The sequence below is a fragment of the Micromonospora sp. CA-248260 genome (assembly GCF_050942205.1).
GTDB classification, from domain to species: Bacteria; Actinomycetota; Actinomycetes; order Mycobacteriales; family Micromonosporaceae; genus Micromonospora; species Micromonospora antibiotica.
This window is the reverse complement of record NZ_CP192021.1, coordinates 2,621,973-2,640,013: the sequence shown is the minus strand read 5'-3', so window position 1 is coordinate 2,640,013 and position 18,041 is coordinate 2,621,973. Positions and strand designations below refer to the sequence as shown.

Annotated in this window: 14 protein-coding genes and 1 pseudogene; 9 read left to right on the top strand and 6 right to left on the bottom strand. The window is 71.4% G+C overall.

The genetic code is table 11. The features are described 5' to 3' along the window. Positions 1-66: 66 nt before the first annotated feature. On the bottom strand, positions 67-1,509 hold the full coding sequence (locus tag ACQP2H_RS11625) for a hypothetical protein (RefSeq protein WP_219460170.1): 1,443 nt from the start codon (positions 1,507-1,509) through the stop codon (positions 67-69). A 305-nt stretch (positions 1,510-1,814) separates the two neighbouring features. On the opposite strand from ACQP2H_RS11625, the pseudogene ACQP2H_RS11620 reads away from it, so the two are divergent. Next, positions 1,815-2,103: pseudogene (locus ACQP2H_RS11620) on the top strand (hypothetical protein). A gap of 362 nt (positions 2,104-2,465) precedes the next feature. On the opposite strand, the gene ACQP2H_RS11615 reads toward ACQP2H_RS11620, so the two are convergent. From ACQP2H_RS11615 to ACQP2H_RS11605, 3 genes are read right to left on the bottom strand one after another with little or no spacing between them, the layout of a single operon-like run. Next, positions 2,466-3,644, bottom strand: coding sequence for an MAB_1171c family putative transporter (locus ACQP2H_RS11615; protein ID WP_219460167.1), 1,179 nt, complete (start codon positions 3,642-3,644; stop codon positions 2,466-2,468). A gap of 15 nt (positions 3,645-3,659) precedes the next feature. Next, complete coding sequence (locus ACQP2H_RS11610) at positions 3,660-4,172, bottom strand: hypothetical protein (RefSeq protein ID WP_219460163.1); 513 nt, start codon at positions 4,170-4,172, stop codon at positions 3,660-3,662. Continuing rightward, positions 4,162-4,638 carry an XRE family transcriptional regulator gene (locus ACQP2H_RS11605; RefSeq protein WP_219460161.1) on the bottom strand — a complete coding sequence of 159 codons (477 nt, stop codon included), beginning with the start codon at positions 4,636-4,638 and terminating at the stop codon, positions 4,162-4,164. The genes ACQP2H_RS11610 and ACQP2H_RS11605 overlap by 11 nt, the downstream gene beginning before the upstream one ends. Positions 4,639-4,797: 159 nt before the next feature. Here ACQP2H_RS11605 and ACQP2H_RS11600 point away from each other — a divergent pair, with 159 nt between their 5' ends. The 8 genes from ACQP2H_RS11600 to ACQP2H_RS11565 all read left to right on the top strand — a co-directional run bounded on the left by ACQP2H_RS11600 (position 4,798) and on the right by ACQP2H_RS11565 (position 12,265). Then, entirely contained in the window at positions 4,798-5,022 is a 225-nt protein-coding gene (locus ACQP2H_RS11600; RefSeq protein WP_219460158.1) for a hypothetical protein, read from the top strand. A gap of 38 nt (positions 5,023-5,060) precedes the next feature. Further along, positions 5,061-5,288, top strand: a complete 228-nt coding sequence (locus ACQP2H_RS11595) for a hypothetical protein (RefSeq protein ID WP_219460154.1) — start codon at positions 5,061-5,063, stop codon at positions 5,286-5,288. Between the two features lie 107 nt (positions 5,289-5,395). Continuing rightward, on the top strand, positions 5,396-7,312 hold the full coding sequence (locus ACQP2H_RS11590; RefSeq protein WP_219460150.1) for an alpha/beta fold hydrolase: 1,917 nt from the start codon (positions 5,396-5,398) through the stop codon (positions 7,310-7,312). Further along, complete coding sequence (locus tag ACQP2H_RS11585) at positions 7,309-7,875, top strand: hypothetical protein (RefSeq protein ID WP_219460146.1); 567 nt, start codon at positions 7,309-7,311, stop codon at positions 7,873-7,875. Before ACQP2H_RS11590 ends, ACQP2H_RS11585 begins: the two co-directional genes overlap by 4 nt. Continuing rightward, the gene (locus ACQP2H_RS11580) at positions 7,872-8,642 is read left to right on the top strand and encodes a class I SAM-dependent methyltransferase (RefSeq protein ID WP_363821550.1); all 771 of its coding nucleotides are present in this window, start codon (positions 7,872-7,874) and stop codon (positions 8,640-8,642) included. The genes ACQP2H_RS11585 and ACQP2H_RS11580 overlap by 4 nt, the downstream gene beginning before the upstream one ends. Next, on the top strand, positions 8,639-10,468 hold the full coding sequence (locus ACQP2H_RS11575; RefSeq protein ID WP_433232652.1) for an ABC transporter ATP-binding protein: 1,830 nt from the start codon (positions 8,639-8,641) through the stop codon (positions 10,466-10,468). The genes ACQP2H_RS11580 and ACQP2H_RS11575 overlap by 4 nt, the downstream gene beginning before the upstream one ends. A gap of 16 nt (positions 10,469-10,484) precedes the next feature. Continuing rightward, positions 10,485-11,966, top strand: coding sequence for a phytoene desaturase family protein (locus ACQP2H_RS11570; RefSeq protein ID WP_219460134.1), 1,482 nt, complete (start codon positions 10,485-10,487; stop codon positions 11,964-11,966). A gap of 152 nt (positions 11,967-12,118) precedes the next feature. Further along, positions 12,119-12,265, top strand: coding sequence for a hypothetical protein (locus ACQP2H_RS11565; protein WP_219460131.1), 147 nt, complete (start codon positions 12,119-12,121; stop codon positions 12,263-12,265). Positions 12,266-12,465: 200 nt separating this feature from the next. On the opposite strand, the gene ACQP2H_RS11560 is transcribed toward ACQP2H_RS11565, so the two are convergent. Further along, a complete protein-coding gene (locus tag ACQP2H_RS11560) occupies positions 12,466-13,734 on the bottom strand; it encodes an MFS transporter (protein WP_219460127.1) in 1,269 nt (422 codons plus the stop codon). Positions 13,735-13,754: 20 nt separating this feature from the next. Further along, a complete protein-coding gene (locus tag ACQP2H_RS11555) occupies positions 13,755-18,038 on the bottom strand; it encodes a non-ribosomal peptide synthetase (RefSeq protein WP_433232648.1) in 4,284 nt (1,427 codons plus the stop codon). Positions 18,039-18,041 lie beyond the last annotated feature (3 nt).

The window sequence follows — 18,041 nt, the reverse complement described above, 5'->3', positions numbered from 1 at the left end:
GATCAAGACGCGCTGCCTCTGCTCCGTCCAGCTACCGGGGCATGCCAACAGGGTGTCGGACACGCCTCATGCCTCGTCGAGGAAGCGGAGGATGCCGATCGACTGGTCGATCCGCTCTTCCGGGTGGTGCAAGGCCCAGAAGGCACGCAGGTTCTGCAGGGCCCGAGCTCGCAGGATCCGGGACTGGTCTACCGTCACCGACATGTCACCGTGCGCAAGAACCGAACGGTTACGCACCTCCACCAGGCTTCGGATGTGCCCCACACCACCCAGGTCAGCAACTTTGGCCGCAGGCAGCAGCGCATCATCCACACAGTGCAGTAACAGCAGGGCGTCGATCAGCCCGACCTTCCACGGCAGGGCAGCGGTCCCCCTCCGGCCGCCGAAGAGCTCCCGGCTGGCCGCCTGGTAGCGGGCGGTCAAACCGTCGACGTCCGCGTCAAGCAGTCGGTAGTCGGGATGCCCACCTTCGAATCCACCGTATGCCCGGCGCATCCGCTCGGAGAGGCTCTCCTCGATGGTCCGGTAGTACAGCAGCGCGGCGAAGTCGTACCGATGGAACTGCTGGTAGTGCTCACCAAGGAGGAAGTAGTTGAGCAGCAGGGCAGAGCGGTCGCGCTCGACGAGCCGGTGGACGAAGTCGAGTTGCTGCAGCAACCGCTGCCCGACTTCCGGCTTCAGCCCGGATCGCTGGTCGACCAGCCGGGTCCGGACCCGCGCCACCAGGTCCGGCAGTGCCGGCGTATCCAGGTCACACCATGCCTGGTACAGCGCTGACAGGTCGCACAGGAACCGGGCCTGCGCCGGCTCCGACATGGAGAGACTGAGCTCACCGAAACGGGCCGCAGCACCCGCGTACACGCCGGAGCGGAACATTTCCCGGGCCGCGTCCATGCCCTTGTCGCCAAAGATGACAGTCGGATTCTGCAGCACACACAACCGCTCGGTACCGGGCACGGCCTGCCGCATCTCCGGGTCGAACTCACTGTCGATGTAGCACATCCTGAGGTCCAACTGGGCGGCGGCGAGCGCGGCACCCGCGCTCATCACCTTCTTCCCGCCGGTGATGTCGATGATCGCGGAGATCGGCCTCGCCCCGGGACGAGGAAAGACCGCCTTCTTCACGATGTCGTAGATCTCACTCACATCGACAGGATCGACGTACTGGTGCTGGAAGTCGGAGAAGGTGATCCGTCCGCTCAACATCTCGGAGATGACGTTCACCTTGGACCGGGAGTTGTCCGAGGAGATCACCAGCAACCGGGCTGGTCGCAGTAGCTCGAAGGCCAGCACGGTCGTCTCCGGTGAAAACCCGGCCAGGCTCACCAGCAGATCTACTTGTGGGCAGTCCACGTCCCGCGAATTCCGTCGGGCTATCTCGATCACTTCCGGATACATCTCCGCGAGCCGGAACCGGGTCGCCTGCTCGGCGGCGGTCCCCTCGCCGAAGGTGTCCTCGCCGCGGAAGATCCGCCGCATACGGTCGCGCTTCTGCAGGAAGGTGGTCATCGCTGATGATTCCAGCCCACGGAGGGTAGTCCTGACAAGACCCGCCGCCTATCTCGGCTCGAACGTGATCGGTGCGCAACGTAGGAACCTCGGCCGATACAGTAGGTCTAGAAGCTCGGACCCAGTGGAATCACCAGTTCAGGGCTTTACCTTGCTGGTGAACCGTCAGGGAACCGAACTCCGATCCCGCAGATCGATCCTCCAGAAACAGCTTGTCGATCAGGCATCTCCGACATCCCGGCTGCCGGTGCCGGGCCGGCTTCGCGGCCCGTCCGCGCGCGGACCCTTCCTACGACTCATGGCCCATCCCGGGTCACGACATCTCCACAGCAGGCATCGGCAGCGTCGGCTCGATTGCCTCCGTCGGCAGCATCGGCTCCGCCGGATCGGTCCTGTCCATCGGAGTCGCGCTCTCGATCGGGTCGGCCCTGTCGTGGCGGTCTCGCTGGTCATTGATGGCTGACCAGTCCTTCGGAGCCGTGATGGGCTCCCGCGCACTCGTCGGTCCGTCCGCGACGTTGGCAGCCGTGGCGCTGACCGGCCTTTGCCGGCTGCCTCCTGGCGCGCAGCCGCCAACCGCATGAAGGCCATTGAGGGTGGTAGCCGGGCGAAGTCGTTTCCTGCCAGGCTGTTCGCTTCCGAGAGTACGGTGCTGTCTCTGCGAGCGACCCCACCATCGCGCTTCACCACACGGGCGTGCCCGGCGGCCGATGGCAGCACGGCAGCAGATCAGCGAGTCCGTCGCGGCGATCAGGCCGGGACAGTGCTCGGTCAATACGGGCATTCACCGTTGGCGATGCAGCTTGTGATCAGGAAGCCACGCTGACATCCCTGCGTGCCATTCCGGCAAACCGGACCGTCGGTTCTGCCGGTGTGCCCGGGGGGATCACCGGGGTTGACGCGGGCGAAGGACACCCGCAGCTTCAGCGGCCAGCCGAAACCCAGTTGCGAGAGGCCTACGCCTGGTCGGCGTTCTGGGGTTTGGTGGCTTCGGCGGCAGCGCGTTGGCGGACCCGGGCCACCTCCGCCGAGCTGGCGAACTGTCGGGCCACCCGGGCCAGCCAGGCGCTCTCCGAGGCCAGCGAGGCGTCCACGTCCTGGAAGGGGTGTTCGGCACGGTAGTCCCGGCCGTGCGCGTGACCGACGAGGGCGGCGGCGATCACCGCCGCTTCCACGGTGGCCGGGTCCGCCGCCGGGTCGACCCAGCGGGGCACGTCGGGATGGGCGTAGGGGCGCAGCGTCAACTGCGCGTCGCGGATTTCGATCACCCGCCGGTAGAGCGCGAACTCCGCGCCGGGCAACGGCCAGCCGCCGCTGGTGTTGAGGGCGATCTGCGGCAGCGCGGTCCGCAGCGCCCGCCAGAGTGGGTCGATGCGGCGCAGCCGGTGTAGCGCACGTAGCCACCGCAGTGGCGCGGTGATCCGGTCGCCCCAGGCGGTCAGGGTCGCCCCGATCAGCCAGAGCAGCATGCAGATCGAGCCCAGGGTGGCGCCGATCGGCAGCGTGGTGGCCAGGGACCGGCCGGTGAGGAGGGTGACCACCGGCCGGACCCCGGACCAGGCCGCCCAGACGATGCCCAGCGCGGTGCCGGTGACCACGAAGCTGAGTCCGGTCCGCAGTACGCCAGCCGGCACGTGCCGCAGGTAGCCGCCCACGCTGGTGATGAAGGTGACCAGGCAGACCGCGATGTAGCTGAAGAAGACCACGAGGTAGCCGACGACGACCGGATCCCGCGAGTACGCGTTGACGAAGTTCAAGGTGAAGGTGGTGTCGGCGTTCGCCAGCAGCACCGCCATCACCAGGACCGCGCCGACCAGCAGGACACCGTGCCGGCGCAGCCAACGCCGGGTGCCGGCCGGGCAGGCGATGCTCTGGCCGAGCGCGCCGAGGAAATACGCGGCGAGCATCTCCAGGCCGTTGCCGAGCAGCCGGCCGAGGTTCGGCACCGGCTCGACGTGGCTGATCGCGATCAGGACCGGGTGGGCCATCACCGCCAGACCGAGGCCGATACAGAGGAAGAAGGCGGAGAGGTACCGGGTGCCGGCGGCTCGCCGACGGCCGGGTACCGGGATGAGTTTGTAGGCGGCGACCACGACGGCGAGCGCCAGGGCGGTGAAGTTGAGCCAGGTCAGCATGGTGCCCGGCCCTGGTCAGCCGGTGTCGAAGATCGAGCCGAGTCGGGCCAGCCCGTCGGCGACCTCGGGGGTGACCGGGCCGACGCCGCCGGTCGGGCCCCGGCGGGCGCGTTGGGCGATCATCGAGGCGACCAGTTCGGCCTCCTGCTCCTGGGCGGCCGAGTAGTCGGAACGGCCGAGCACCCGGCGGACCAGGTCGGTGGAGAGGTTCGGCAGCAGCAGGGCGGGCAGGGCGGCCAGCGAGCGGTCGTCGACGTGGCCGCAGAGCAGGTGCCCAACCTCGTGCAGCAGGATGTGCTCCTGGTGCAGCCGGGTGGTGCTGGTGGCATAGAAGAGGTAGTCGGCCTGGTCGGTGGCGACCAGTGCGCCGCACTGGCTGGCCCCACCGGGCATCGGCACCAGCTCGACCGGTCGGCCCCGCTGGTGGGCCAGCGCGTCGACGAACCGGGTCGGCTCGAACGGCGTCGGGATCGACAGCGCGTCGACGATCCGCTGGCACCGACGCCACATGCCCCGATCAACCGCCATCGCGCCCCACCGGCCCGCCCGTACCGGGCCCGGGCAGCTCCACGCCGGCCGGGCCGGCGCGGCGTGCCTCCCGCCGCCCGATGGCTTCGATCATGTCGCTGATGGTGTCCAGCCCCTCCGGGGAGAGGGTGACCGCACGCAGCGCGATCTGCCGCACGGCACTGTCGCGCAGCGCGCCGAGCAGCTCCAGCTCCTCGACGATCCGCGCGCCCTGCTCGTCGTCGAAGAAGTACGCCGCCGGCACCTGGAAGAACTGGGCGAGGGCCTCCAGGTGCCGCTTGGTGGGGTTGGTCCGCCGGCCGTTGCGCAACTGCCAGAGGTACGTGGTGGAGAAGCTCTCCCCGGTGGCCGCGCGGCAGGCGGTGGCCACCTCCTCGTTGCGGTACTGCTCCCGGTCGGGGCGGCGGACCACCTCGAAGAGTCTGTTGATCTTCTCGGCGAGGGTGCCCGTGGTCGGGTGGTCCATGTGGTGCCCTCCCCTCGTCGGATCGGGTGGACCCCGTTTCCCGTGGTTGACGGCGGCGACCCCCTCGGACATCCTAGCGATTCACGATTTTTAGCTGAGATGAACGGCGCGCGCGCCGCCTTTCACACTGGCTGAGAGCTTCCGGAGGAGGTGAACCAGATGACCGCACTTGTCGACCACACCAACGACATCTCCCTGGAGATGTTCGGTGAGCTCACCGAGGCCGACCGGAACGCCCACGGGCTGGCCGGACTCACCCCGGTGCTCGCCACCCCGACGGCGGTGGCGCTCGGCGTCGCCGTCGGCGCCGTGGCGTTCCACGCCGGCTACATGGTGGGCATCGCCCGCAACATGGCCGAGGGCACCAGGCCACAGCCGAAGTAGTCGCCCGACAACCCGTACCCCCAGTCAGGAGGTGATCCATGTCCGTTCTCGCCAACAGGGTGAACGCGGACCCCGCCCTCGCCACCATCCCGATCCACAGCGACGAGGCGCGCAACCACGTCGGCGGGATGCCGGTGCTTGCCACTCCGGCGACCATCGTCACCGTGGCGGCCGGAGTCGGCCTGGTCGGCTCGGTGGCGGCGCTCTTCGGCGCCGGCTACGTCGCCGGGCGCAACCTCGGCGGGACCAGGCCGGTCCCGAAGTGATGACCCGATCGCGGTAGCAGCACCCGGGGCCGGTGGACCGCCGCGGCGGTCCACCGGCCCACCCGTCCCGCCCCGGTCCTCCCCGCACCATCAGGAAGCGCTGACCCATGAAGAGAGCACCCTGGCACCGCCGGCTCCGGCCGCCCGCCACGTTCGACCGCTCCGCCGTGCTGAACTGGACCGAGCGGATCAGCTCGGTGACCCACCTCTTCGCCAGCCTGGAATACCTCACCCGCAGCCGGGACCGGCAGCGGGGCGGGGCGAACAACTGGGCGGTCAACCGGCGTACCTTCCACGAGCACGCCCCCCGCCTGACCCGGGCGCTGGACCTGGCCGCCAACGACCGGGTGGCCACCGCGCTGCATGTCAGCCGGGCCGTCGCGGCGGCCGCGCTCTGGCTGCCGCTGGGCCGCCGGCAACGGGTCGCCGCGAACGCGGTGCTCTCCGGCAGCCAGGCCGCGCTGCACGCCCAGCACCTCTACGGCAGCGACGGCGCCGACCAGGTCTCCTTCCTGGTCCAGGCGCTCACCACCGCCGCCCGCGCCGGCCAGCGCCGGCCCGCCGTGGTCGACGCCTGCCTCTGGTTCGTCGCCCTGCAGTCGGTGCTGTCGTACACGGTCTCCGGCTGGGCCAAGCTGCCCAGCGAGACCTGGCGCAGCGGACGCGCCCTGCCCGGCATCACCCGGACCCTCACCTACGGCGACCCGCAGGTCTGGCAGCTGATGCGCCGCTACCCCCGGCTGACGAAACTCGCCGCCCACGGGGTGCTGGCGATGGAGTGCGCGTTTCCGCTGGCCTACGCCGCTAAGGGCCGCCCCGCCCCGTACCTGCTCGCCACCGCCGGGGCGTTCCACCTGGTCAACGCACGGGTGATGGGGCTCGGTCGGTTTTTCTGGGCGTTCACCTCCACCTATCCGGCGGTCGCCTACACCACCCGGCCCCGGGAACGCACCGGCGACGCGGCCGGCATCCGGCGCGACGACACCCTGCCCGCCGTGGCGGCGGCCGCCGGGCTGGTGCTCTTCGCCGCCGGCCAGGTCGCCCGGGTCCGGCGGCGTCGGCTGATCGAGCGGGGGCGCGGCGACGAGCGCACCGTCACCACCGCCGCCGGCAATGTCCTGTCCTACCGGTACGCCGGCAACCCGCCACCCGACCGGTCCACCGGTGCCGGGGCGCGGTCCGGCGGGGCCGAGGCACGGTCCGGCGGGGCTGCCGGTGACGGGCCGGTGGTGGTGTTGGAGAGCGGGATGGCCGCCACCGCCGAGCACTGGGAGCGGATCGCCGGTCCGCTCGGTGAGCGGTTCACCACGGTCACCTACCAGCGGGCCGGCTACGGTGCCAGCCGCTACCGGGACACCGGGGAGTACCGGTTCGAGACGATGGTCGACGACCTGGTCGAGTTGACCCGGCACGTGGCCGGCGACCGCCCGGTGGTCCTGGTCGGCCACTCACTCGGCGGCTACCTGGCCCTGCTCGCCGCCGCACAACTCGGCGGACAGGTACGCGGGGTGGCCCTGGTCGACTCCAGCCACCCCGCCGAACTCCGCCGTTCCCTACGGCAGGCCGAGGGTGGCCGGGCGCTGACCAGCACCCTGGCCATCATGCCCGGTTCCCTGCGGGCCGGGTTCGGTTCACTGCTGCCCCGGGCCCCCTGGATCGACCGGCTGCCCGAGCCCGTCCGCCCGCTGGCCCTGGCCCAGTACCGCGACCCGCAACTGTGGGCCGCCGCCCGGCGGGAGTGGCGGGTGGTGCAGGAACGCTTCGAAGACGAGAGCACCGGGCTGCCCCGGATCGACGTACCGCTGGTGGTGGTGACGGCCGGGCGGACCGCACGTGCCGACGCCGTCCAGGCCGACCTGCACGACGAGTTCGCCGCCGCGGCCCCCCGGGCGCAGCGGCACCTGATCGCCGACGCCGACCACGACGAGATCCTCACCGACGCCGACCGGTCCGCGGAGGTCGTCACGATCCTCACCGCGTTCGTCGACGACGTCACCGGGCCGGGCCCGGAGGTCCGGCGATGAGCCGCCGGGTCGGCTCCGACCTGCGCCCACTGACCACGGCGATCACCGCCGGCCTGGTCGGCTGGTTCGGGGTGACCGTGCTCAGCCAGCACCCGCAACAGGTCTTCGACCGGTTCCGCCGCTACGACGTACCCGGGTTGCTCATCGGCAACTGGCGCTTCTTCGCCCCCGAACCGGCGCAGCACGACTTCCACGTCCTGCACCGGGTGCTCACCGCCGACGGCGCGCAGACCCGCTGGGTGGAGACCACCCACATCCCACGCCGGCACTGGCGGCAGGTGGTCTGGTTCCCGGAACGCCGGCAGGACAAGGCGATCTTCGACATCTGCGCCGACCTGATCGTGCACCTGGGCACCCCCGGCGTCGAGATCACCGCCACCGCGCCGTACGAGGTGCTGCGGGACTTCGTCGCGCACGCCGTACACCGGCAGTACGCCGGGGCGGACGTACCCCGGGGATTCCAGTTCGTGATCGCCCGCAGCGCCGGCTACGACGAATCCCACCAGCCGGACTACCTGCTGGTCTCCCCGTTCGAACCGTTGCCGGAGGGCACCCCGAGATGACTGAGATCGCCGACAGCGGCTACGGACGCCAGTTCGTCGACTTCTACGACCAACTCTTCCCCGGCGGGACGGCGGCGGAGCCGGCCGTCGCGTACCTCGCCGGCCTGCACCCGGGCGGCGGAGCACCCACCCTGGAGCTTGGCGTCGGCACCGGCCGGATCGCCCTGCCGCTGGCCGACCGGGTCGGCGAGATCGTCGGGGTGGACTCGTCGCCGGAGATGCTCGACGCGCTGCGGGCCGCCCTCACCGAGCGACCCCGCCCGGTCACGCCGGTGCACGGCGACATCCGCGACTGGTCCGACGACCGCCGGTACGGCCTGGTCTACTGCATCTGCGGCACCCTGTCGATGCTGCTGGACCCGCAGGAACAGCAACGGGTCGTGAAGGCCGCCGCCGCCCGGCTGGCCCCCGGCGGGCTCCTCGTGGTGGAGACCCACAACCCGCAGTTCGCGCTGGCCGTGCTCAACCAGGGCCGGGCCCGCGACTCCTTCTTCGTGCCCTACCCCGGCCAGGACACCGGGCTGCTGTCGTACTCCACCATCGACGTGGCGAACGGGATCTGGCACCTGGCGCACATCTGGATCTCCGAGGGCCGGTCCCGGATCGCCTCGGAGCTGAGCCGGCTCACCACCCCCGACGAGGTCGACGGGTACGCCGAACAGGCCGGACTGGTCCGGGTGGCCCGGCACAGCGACTGGGCCGGCAACGAGTTCACCGGCGCGGAACCGATGTACGTCACCGTCTACCGCGCCCCGGGTGACCGGTGACCACCCCGGCCGCCGGTGAGCGGCACTGGCTGCGCATGATCGCCGGATACGTCCGGCCACACCGGGGGCCGTTCGTGGCCGCCGCCGTGCTGCTGCTCGCCTCCAGCCTGCTCGGGCTGGCCCAGCCGCTGGCCGCCAAGGCGCTGATCGACGGCCTCACCGCCGGTCAGGGGGTGGGCCGGGCGCTGGTCGTGCTGACCGGGCTGGTGATCATCGCCGCCGTACTGCTCGGAGTCGGCAACTACCTGATCCTGCGCACCGCCGAGGCGGTCGCCCTGGACGGACGGCGCGGCCTGGTCCGGCACCTGCTGCGGCTCACCGTGCCGGCGTTGCAGCGGCAGGCCCCCGGCGACCTGCTGGCCCGGGTCGCCGGGGACACCATGCTGCTGCGGCAGATCGCCAGCCAGTCCCTGATCGACATCTTCACCGGCGGCGTCATGCTGCTCGGCGCCGTAGCACTGATGGCGGTGGTCGACCTGGCCCTGCTCGGGGTGACCGCGGTCGTGGTGGTGCTGCTGGTGGTCATCATGGGGTTGTTGATGCCCCGCATCCGCGCCGCCGCGCTGCGCTCCCAGGAGTCGGTGGGCGACATGGGCGCCGCCCTGGAACGGGCGCTGGGCGCGTTCACCACGATGAAGGCCTCTGGCACCGAGGCCACCGAGGCGGCCCGGATCGACGCGGCGGCGCTGACCGCGTACCGGCAGGGGGTGAGCCTGGCCCGTTGGGGCTCGGTCGCCGGCACCAGCGCCGGCCTGGCCATCCAGGTCGCGTTCCTGGTCGTGCTCGGGGTCGGCGGCGCACGGGTGGCCAGCGGCGCGATGCCGGTCTCGGCACTGGTGGCCTTCCTGCTCTACGTGGCCTACCTGAGCCACCCGGTGATGCAGCTCGTCGGCGCCGGCACCTACCTGCAGATCGGGCGGGCGGCGCTGACCCGGATCGCCGAGATCGACGCACTGCCCACCGAGCCGATCGACCTGCCCCCCGCGCCGCCGGTCAGGGCCGCCACCGCGGCGACCACCGCAACCGGTGTCCTGGCCGGGTCGGCGGGAGCCGGCGGGCCGACCACCACGACCGGGGCGGGGTCGGCCCGCGGACCGGCGGAGGTGGTGTTCGAACAGGTCTGCTTCCGGTACCCGGACCGGGACGAACCGGCCCTGCGCGACCTCACCCTGACCGTGCCGGCGGGCGGGCTGACCGCACTGGTCGGGCCCTCCGGCTCCGGCAAGACCACGGTGCTCGCCCTGATCGAACGCTTCACCGAACCACAACAGGGCCGGATCCTCGTCGACGGCCGGCCGCTGGCCGACTGGCCGCTGGCCGAGCTGCGCGCCGCCATCGGGTACGTCGAGCAGGACGTCGCGGTGCTCGCCGGGACGCTGCGGGAGAACGTCGCGTACGCCACCCCCGGCGCGACCGACGAGGAGATCCACGCGGTGCTGCGGACCACCCGGCTCAGCACCCTGCTGGACCGGCTCGGCGGCGACCTGGACGCCCCGATCCGGCACCGGGGGCTCTCCCTGTCCGGCGGCGAGCGGCAACGGATCGCGGTGGCCCGCGCGCTGCTGCGCCGTCCCCGGCTGCTGCTGCTCGACGAGGTGACCTCGCAACTGGACGCCGCCAACGAGGCCGCCCTGCGCGAGGTGATCCAGGAGATCTCCCGCCGGACCACCGTGGTCGTGGTCGCGCACCGGCTCTCCACGGTCCTCGCCGCCGAGAAGATCGTCGTGCTGGAGAATGGCACGGCCCGTTCCGTGGGTTCGCATCCGGAGCTGGTCCGCACGGATGCGCTCTACGCCAGTCTGGCTGCGGAACAGGCGTTGGTCTGAGGCGGGAGGGCACACCATGGGAGCGCAGAAGGCAGCCGGCGGATTCGACGCGGTGGTGGTCGGCTCCGGCCCGAACGGGCTGGCCGCCGCACTGGTGCTCGCCTCGGCAGGGCTGAGCGTCCAGGTGCACGAGGCCGCCGGGACCACCGGCGGTGGCACCCGGACCGAGGAACTGACCCTGCCCGGATTCCACCACGACGTCTGCTCCGCGGTGCACCCGATGGCCCTCGCCTCGCCCTTCTTCCGCGCCTTCGACCTGGCCGCGCACGGCGTACGGCTGTTGCAGCCGGAGATCCCGTACGCCCACCCGCTCGACGGGGGGCGGGCGGCGCTGGCCTGGCGGGACCTGGACCGCACCGCCGAGGGGCTGGGTCCCGATGGGGCGGCCTGGCGGTCCCTGCTCGGGCCGCTGGTCCGACGCTGGTCGGGAGTGGTCGACACGGCCATGTCCGACCTGCGCCGGGTGCCCCGCGACCCGCTCGCCGCACTGCTGCTCGGGCTCCGCACCCTGGAACAGGGCACCCCGGCCGCGGCGGCCCGGTTCCGCACCGGGGAGGCCGCCGCACTGCTGGCCGGGGTCGCGGCGCACGCGATCGCCCCACCGCGCCGGCTCGCCCCGGCCGGGGCCGGCCTGCTGCTGGCCACCCTCGGACACGCGGTCGGCTGGCCGGTCCCCGCAGGTGGCAGCCGGGCGATCACCGACGCGATGGTGAACCGGCTACGGCAACTCGGCGGCCGGGTGGTCACCGGCAGCCGGATCGACGACCTGGCCCAACTGCCGCCGGCCCGCACGGTCCTGCTCGACGTCTCCCCCGCCGGCCTGCTGCGCATCGCCGGCGACCGGCTACCTGCCGGCTACGTGCGCAGTCTGCGTTCCTTCCGGTACGGCGGGGCCGCCTGCAAGGTCGACTTCGCGCTCTCCGGGCCGGTGCCGTGGGCGGATCCGGAATGCGCCCGCGCCGGCACCCTGCACCTGGTCGGCTCGGCCACCGAGGCCCGGATCGCCGAAACCGCGGTGGTACGCGGCCGGCACCCGCAACGCCCGTACGTGCTCGCGGTGCAGCCCGGCGTGGTCGACCCGACCCGCGCACCCGCCGGCAAGCAGGTGCTCTGGACGTACGCGCACGTGCCGAACGGCTCCCCGCGCGACGTCAGCGACCAGATCGTCGCCCAGGTGGAACGCTTCGCGCCCGGCTTCCGCGACCTGATCCTGGCCACCCACGTGGTGCCGGCGGCGCAGGCCGGCAGCCACAACCCGAACTACGTCGGCGGGGACATCTCCGGCGGCGCGGTCACACCCTGGCAGCTGGTGATGCGGCCGGCGGCCCGCTGGGACCCGTACCGGACCCCGCTGCCCGGCGTCTACCTCTGCTCGGCCTCCACCCCACCCGGCCCGGCCGTGCACGGCATGTCCGGGCTGCACGCCGCCGGCCGCGCCCTGCGGCAGCACTTCGGCATCCGCACCGCCCCCCTCGACCTGATCCGCGGCGGACGCTGACCGAACCGGGCGGCGTCGACCGAGTCGCGCGGCGTCGATCGGCGCGGTGCGCGGGACGTCCGGTCTTCGCGGGCGGGCCGTACCCGATATCGCTCGACCCCGCCGTCACGTCCCTCGATCTCACCCTCCAGGCCTCCGCGCACGTGGCCGGAATGGCCGCCCGGGTACTGGGCAAGAATCCGACCTGGACCCCGGCGCAGGTGCACTCCTACCTGGTCAACAGCGCAACCCCAGGGGTGGTGACCAATCCCGGCAGCGGCTCACCCAACCGCCTGCTCTACGGATCACCAACCCTCTGAACGGTATCCGGCGGCCCGACCCGGTCGGGCCGCCGGACTCGTGTTTTGACCATCGGGGGGATTTGCGGTGGTCGAGGTCTAGCGGATTGGGAGGACCCTGTCGGCCCGGAGGCCGCCACGCTGCGGTCTCGGGGTGGCCGCCCGGTTGCCGGGTGGGTGCCGACGTGCCCGGCGCAGCGGTGGTCGTCCGCCGGCCCCGGTCACCGGGTCGCGGCCGGTTCGGGGAGTTCCGTCAGGTGCAGGATCCGGCGCGGGAAGAACACGACGAACGCCAGGATCGACGCCCCCGCCGCCACCCACAGGGCGGGGCGTAGACCGATGACGGTGGCCAGTCCGCCTCCGACGGGGCCACCGAGCGCGGCGACGCCGAGCATCAGCATGCGCATGACCGCGTTCATCCGGGCCATCAGCGTGTCGGGGGTCAAGGTCTGCCGAAGGCTGACGACGATGACGTTCGTCGCCCCCATCGCCACCGCGGAGGCCAGGAACACCGCCACCAGCACGGCGGTGAGCACCACCGTCGGTCCGCCGGCTGCCGGGACCACGATCCAGCTGGAGAAGGACACGCTCGCGCAGGCCACGTACACCCGACCGACGCCGAACCGCCGCGCTGCGGCCTGCGCCGACGCGGCGCCGATCAGGCCACCGACGGCACCCGACGAGAGGATGCCGCCGATGACGGCGGTGCTCAGGGAAAGCTCCCGGACGGCATACACCAGGAACACCGTCTGGATGAACATCAGGAAGAAGTTGTAGCAGGCACCCAGGATCGCGAGGATGCGCAGCAGCGGGTTACCGAACACCCAGCGCAGTCCCTCGCCCAGTTCGGTCCGCAGGTTGCGGGGCGTGTCGCTCCGTTCCGGCTTCACCTCGCGGGCCCTGATCTGCAGCAGCATGGCGATCGAGACCGCGTACGACGCGGCGTTCACGACGAGCGCGATGGGGGCGGTGAGGATGTTCACCAGTACACCGGCAAGGCCGGGCCCACCGATGTGGGCGGCGGCGTCCGCCGCGCCGATGCGGCTGTTCGCCTCGATGAGTCGGGTGTGGTCGGCGACGATGGTGGGCACGTAGGACACCCAGCACACGTCGAACATCACCGCGGCGACACCCACCCCTGCGGTGACGACGTAGAGCCAGCCGAGACTCAACTGACCGGTGACGGCGAGGATCGGCACGAGGCCGACCAGCACCAGCCGGACCGCATTCGCCCCGACCATGAGCGGCCGTCGCGGCATCCGGTCGGCGAGGGCACCGAAGAGCAACGAGAGCAGCAGGTACGGCAGGAGCTGGGCCATCCGCAGCAGACCCACCTGCTCGGTGCTGCTGTCGAGCACGAGAATCGCCGTCAGCGGCAACGCGAGTGCGGTGACCTGGGTCCCGAACATCGACACCGTCTCGCCTATCCAGAACAGGCGGAAGTCCCGGTTCTGCCACCACAGGCCCGTTCTGCTCCGCCGCTCACGCACTGGCAGTCGCTGGAACACCCTCACTCTCCCGCTGCGGCGAGGAGGGTGTCGATGACCGCCGCGAGGACGGGGCGGTGCTCGCCGGACCACATCGAATGGTGCGCGCCGGGGGCGCGGTACTCGCGTACCGTGGCCGCCAGCGGGGCCCACTGCCCGGCCGGTACCGCCCCCGGGGTCCTGAGCACGGAAAGCCGGCCGGGGTAGGTCCAGGTGGGCCGGTAGCGGAAGGTGGCCCGCACGCTGGCCCGGTAGACGGACAGGCGGCAACCGAGTTGATCCGGCCCGATCTCCGCCGGTAGCACCGTGTCCCGCAGGAACGCGTACAGCGCGTCGAACTGATCGGGAAGGCCCTGGTAGCCCGGGGGAAGTTCGGGGGCGTCCCGACCGGCCTCGGCCGCGATGTCGGCGACGAACTGTTCGACGGTGCGCCGGTCGTCGGGCGTCCGGGACGGGTCCGGCAGCGGGGTGTCGACGACGGTCAGGAACGGCACCGGCGCACCGGCCTCCGTGAGCTGCCGCGCCATCTCGAACGCGACCAACCCACCCATCGACCAGCCGAGCAGATGGTAGGGGCCCGTCGGCTGCCGTTCCCGGATCGCCGCTACGAAACGGCCGGCCAACGCCACCACGTCGGGCAGCGCGTGCTGACCCGGCTCCAGCCCCGGCGCTTCGAGACCGATGATCGTCCGTTCCGGGCTCAGCCGGCGGGCGACTCCGGCGAAGATGGACGGGGAGCCGGACGCGCCGGGGACGCAGAACAGCGGCGGGTACGTGCCGTCGTTGGGTGCGGCGGCCAGGGTCACCAGCGGTGACCAGGTGTCGGCCTGCTGGTCGGCGGCCCGTCGCGCCTGCACCGCTGCGGCGAGGACGACGGGCGTGTAGAGGTCCCGGGCCGTGATCCGGGTGCCCAGGCGTTGCTCGATCAGCTGGAGCAGCTTCGCCGCGTGCTCCTCGTCGGCGCCGAGTGCGAACAGGTTGTCGGTGACGGCGGCCGGGGTGGCCGGTGACACCAGGACGTCGGTCATGGCCAGCGCGATCGTCTGCGCCAGGCTCAGCGCATCGGCGGGCGGGCCCGCCTGCTGGTGGGGCGGTTCGGCGGCCGGATCGGCGGCCGGTGGTGCGACGGCCTGGAGGTGCACCTGCTGGGCGAAGTCGCGCAGGTTGGGCGAGCCGTACAGGGTCCGGACGCCGAGTTTCGCGCTGAACGCCTGGTTGACCCGGCTGATGACCCGCATCGCCTGCAACGAGTTGCCACCCAGTTCGAAGAAGTCGTCGTCGGCGCTGAGTCGCCAGGCGGCCATGCCGAGGACGTCGGCGAAGACGGCGGCGACCTGCCGTTCGGTCGGGGTGGCCAGCGCGACGACCTCCCGGTCGGCCTGGACGTACGCCGCCGGTGCGGGCAGTGCCCTCCGGTTGAGCTTGCCGCTGAGCGACATCGGCAGGCTCTCCAGCACCCGCCAGGCCTGCGGGACCATGTATGACGGCAGAAACTGGGCGGCGTGCCGGCGCAACTCGGCGACCGATGGTTCCGTCGACCCGGTCAGGGTCACGTAGCCGGCGAGGATCTGCTGGCCCCGCGCGTCCTCGGCCAGCTTCACCGCCGCCGTGTCGACCGCGGGATGGGTACGCAGCACCGCTTCGATCTCCTCGACCTCGATCCGTAGGCCCCGCAGCTTGATCTGCGTGTCGATCCGGCCCAGGAACTCCAGGTGGCCCTCGCGGTTCCAGCGGACGAGGTCGCCGGTGCGGTACACCCGTCCGGTGGACCGGAACGGGTCCGGGATGAACTTCTCGCTGTGCAGGTCGGGGCGGTTGAGGTAGCCGCGGGCCAGCCCCTCGTCGCCACCGATCAGCAGTTCACCCGGCACCCCGACCGGCACCAGCGCCAACTGCTCGTCGACGACGTAGAAGCGACGTCGGGTGATGGGCCCGCCGATGGGCGGCGAGGTCCGGTATTCCCCGCGGGGTACGACGTGCAGCGTCACGCCGATCGCCGCCTCGGTGGGGCCGTAGCCGTTGACGAACGTCCGACCCGCGACGTTCCACCGGTTGGCCAGCTCGGCCGGGCACGCCTCACCTCCGGTGAACACGTGGCGCAGGTGCGGGTACGGGCCGTCGTCGAGCAGCGCCAGCAGCGTCGGAGGTGCGCCGACGAAGGTGATGCGCTCGTCGCGGATCAGCGCGGACAGCGACTCCGTCGAGTGCAGGGTCTCCCGGCGTGCACACACCAGCGTGGCGCCGCTGATGAGCGCGGCGTAGACCTCTGCCTGACACAGGTCGAAAGCGAGTGACGCGAACTGCAGGATCCGGTCGCCGGGGCCGAACTTGAAGGTCTCGGCGAACGGGACCAGGTAGGACACCAACGCCCGGTGCTCGGTCAGCACCCCCTTGGGGCGGCCCGTCGAACCGGAGGTGTAGATCACGCTGACCAACGAGTCCCCGGTGCTCACCTCGTCGAGCGGGTCGCCTGCTCCCCCGGCCCCGGCGGACTCGATGTCCGGCCAGTCGCGGTCCAGGCACAGGTAACGACGCGACCGGGGCTCGGGAAGGCTGGCGAGCAGGTCGCTCGTGGTCAGCACCACGTGTGCGTCGGTGTCGTCGAGAATGAACTCCAGGCGGCCGACCGGGTGGTCGATGTCGAGGATCACGTACGCGGCGCCCGCCTTGGCGACACCGAGGAACGCCACGAGGACGTCCAGGCCGCGATCCATCGCGACCCCCACCAGCTCTTCGTGTCTGACCCCGCACCGGTGCCTCAGGTGGGCGGCGAGGACGGCGGCACGTCGGTCCAGTTCCCCGTAGGTCAGCTCGACGCCCTCGAAGACCGCCGCGACGGAGTCGGGTGCCGCTGCGGCCCGTTCCGCGACGAGGACGTGCACGGGATCGGAGCGGACGGCGTCGTCCGGACCGCGACCCAGCCGCATCAACTCGGCCCGGTCGTCGGCGGACAGCAGGTCGATCTCGGACACCCTGATGCCGGGGTCGGCGGCCGCACCGGTCAGGACGCGCTCGATGTGGGTGAGCAGTTGGTCGATGCGCCACCGGGCGAACAGCTCCGTCGAATACTCCGCCGACACCCTCAGCTCGGTCGCCGACTCGGCGAAGGTCAGCGACAGGTCGAACCGGGAGTGCATCGTCTGCTGGTCGACCACACTGATGGTGGCTCCGGGCAGGTCGAGGGAGCCGCTGCCGGTCTCCTCGTTGAGCACCTGGAGAAGGACGTCGAACAACGGATTGCGGCTGGGGTCGCGGGGGACGGCAAGGCGGTCGACCACCCGCTCGAACGGCACGTCCTGAAGCTCGTAGGCCCGCAGGGAGGTGTCCTTGACCCGATCGAGCAGCTCGGCGAAGGTGGGCTTTCCGGACAGGTCCAGCCGCAGCACCACCGCGTTGACGAAGATGCCGACGACCTGTTCCAGGTCGGGATCGGACCGACCGAGTGCGGTGGTGCCGACGGCGAGGTCCTCCTCACCGGTGTAACGGGACAGGACCACCCCGAGGGCCGCGGTCAGGAGCATCGACAGTGAGACCTTCTGCGACCGGGCGAGGCGGCGCGCGGTGGCACCGATCGATGCCGGAAAGACCCGGCTGAGGTGTTCGCCGCGGTGGACGGTGTACGGCGGTCGCGGGTGGTCAGCCGGCAGGTTCAACGCCGGCAGGCCCGACAGTTGGGACTTCCAGTAGGTGAGCTGCGCTTCGAAGGTGCCGTCTTCGAAGGCGACCCGCTGGGCCTTGACGAAATCGGCGTAGTCGGTGGCGGCCCGGCCGGCCGGGAGTTCGTGACCCTGCCGGATCGCCGCGTACGACCTGCGGATCTCGTCACTGATCAGGTTGATGGACCAGCCGTCACACACGATGTGGTGAATGACGATGGACAACAGGTGTCGTTCCGTTGCGACGCGGAACAGGCGGAACCTGTAGAGCGGGCCCACGGCCAGGTCGAACGGTGTCCGTGCCAGCGTGGTGGCCGCGTCGAGGGCACGTGTCTCCCGGAGTTCCCCCGCTGCGGTGGAGTCGTCGATCACGAGCGCCTGCTCCGGAGGAGCTGCGATGACCTGGTAGGGAACGCCGTCGTGCGCGTCGAAGCGCGCGCGGAGGATGTCGTGGTTCGCGACGACCCGGGTCATCGCGGTCTGTAGTGCCGAGTGATCCAGGTCGCCGTCGATCCGGTACAGCACGGCGACGTTGTACGTCGGTGTGCCGGGGGCGAGTTGGTCGAGGAACCACAACTGTTCCTGGGCGAACGACAGTGGCAGTTCAGCCGAATCCGTCGCGTGTGCCGAATTCACCAGGGCCTCGGTCACTAC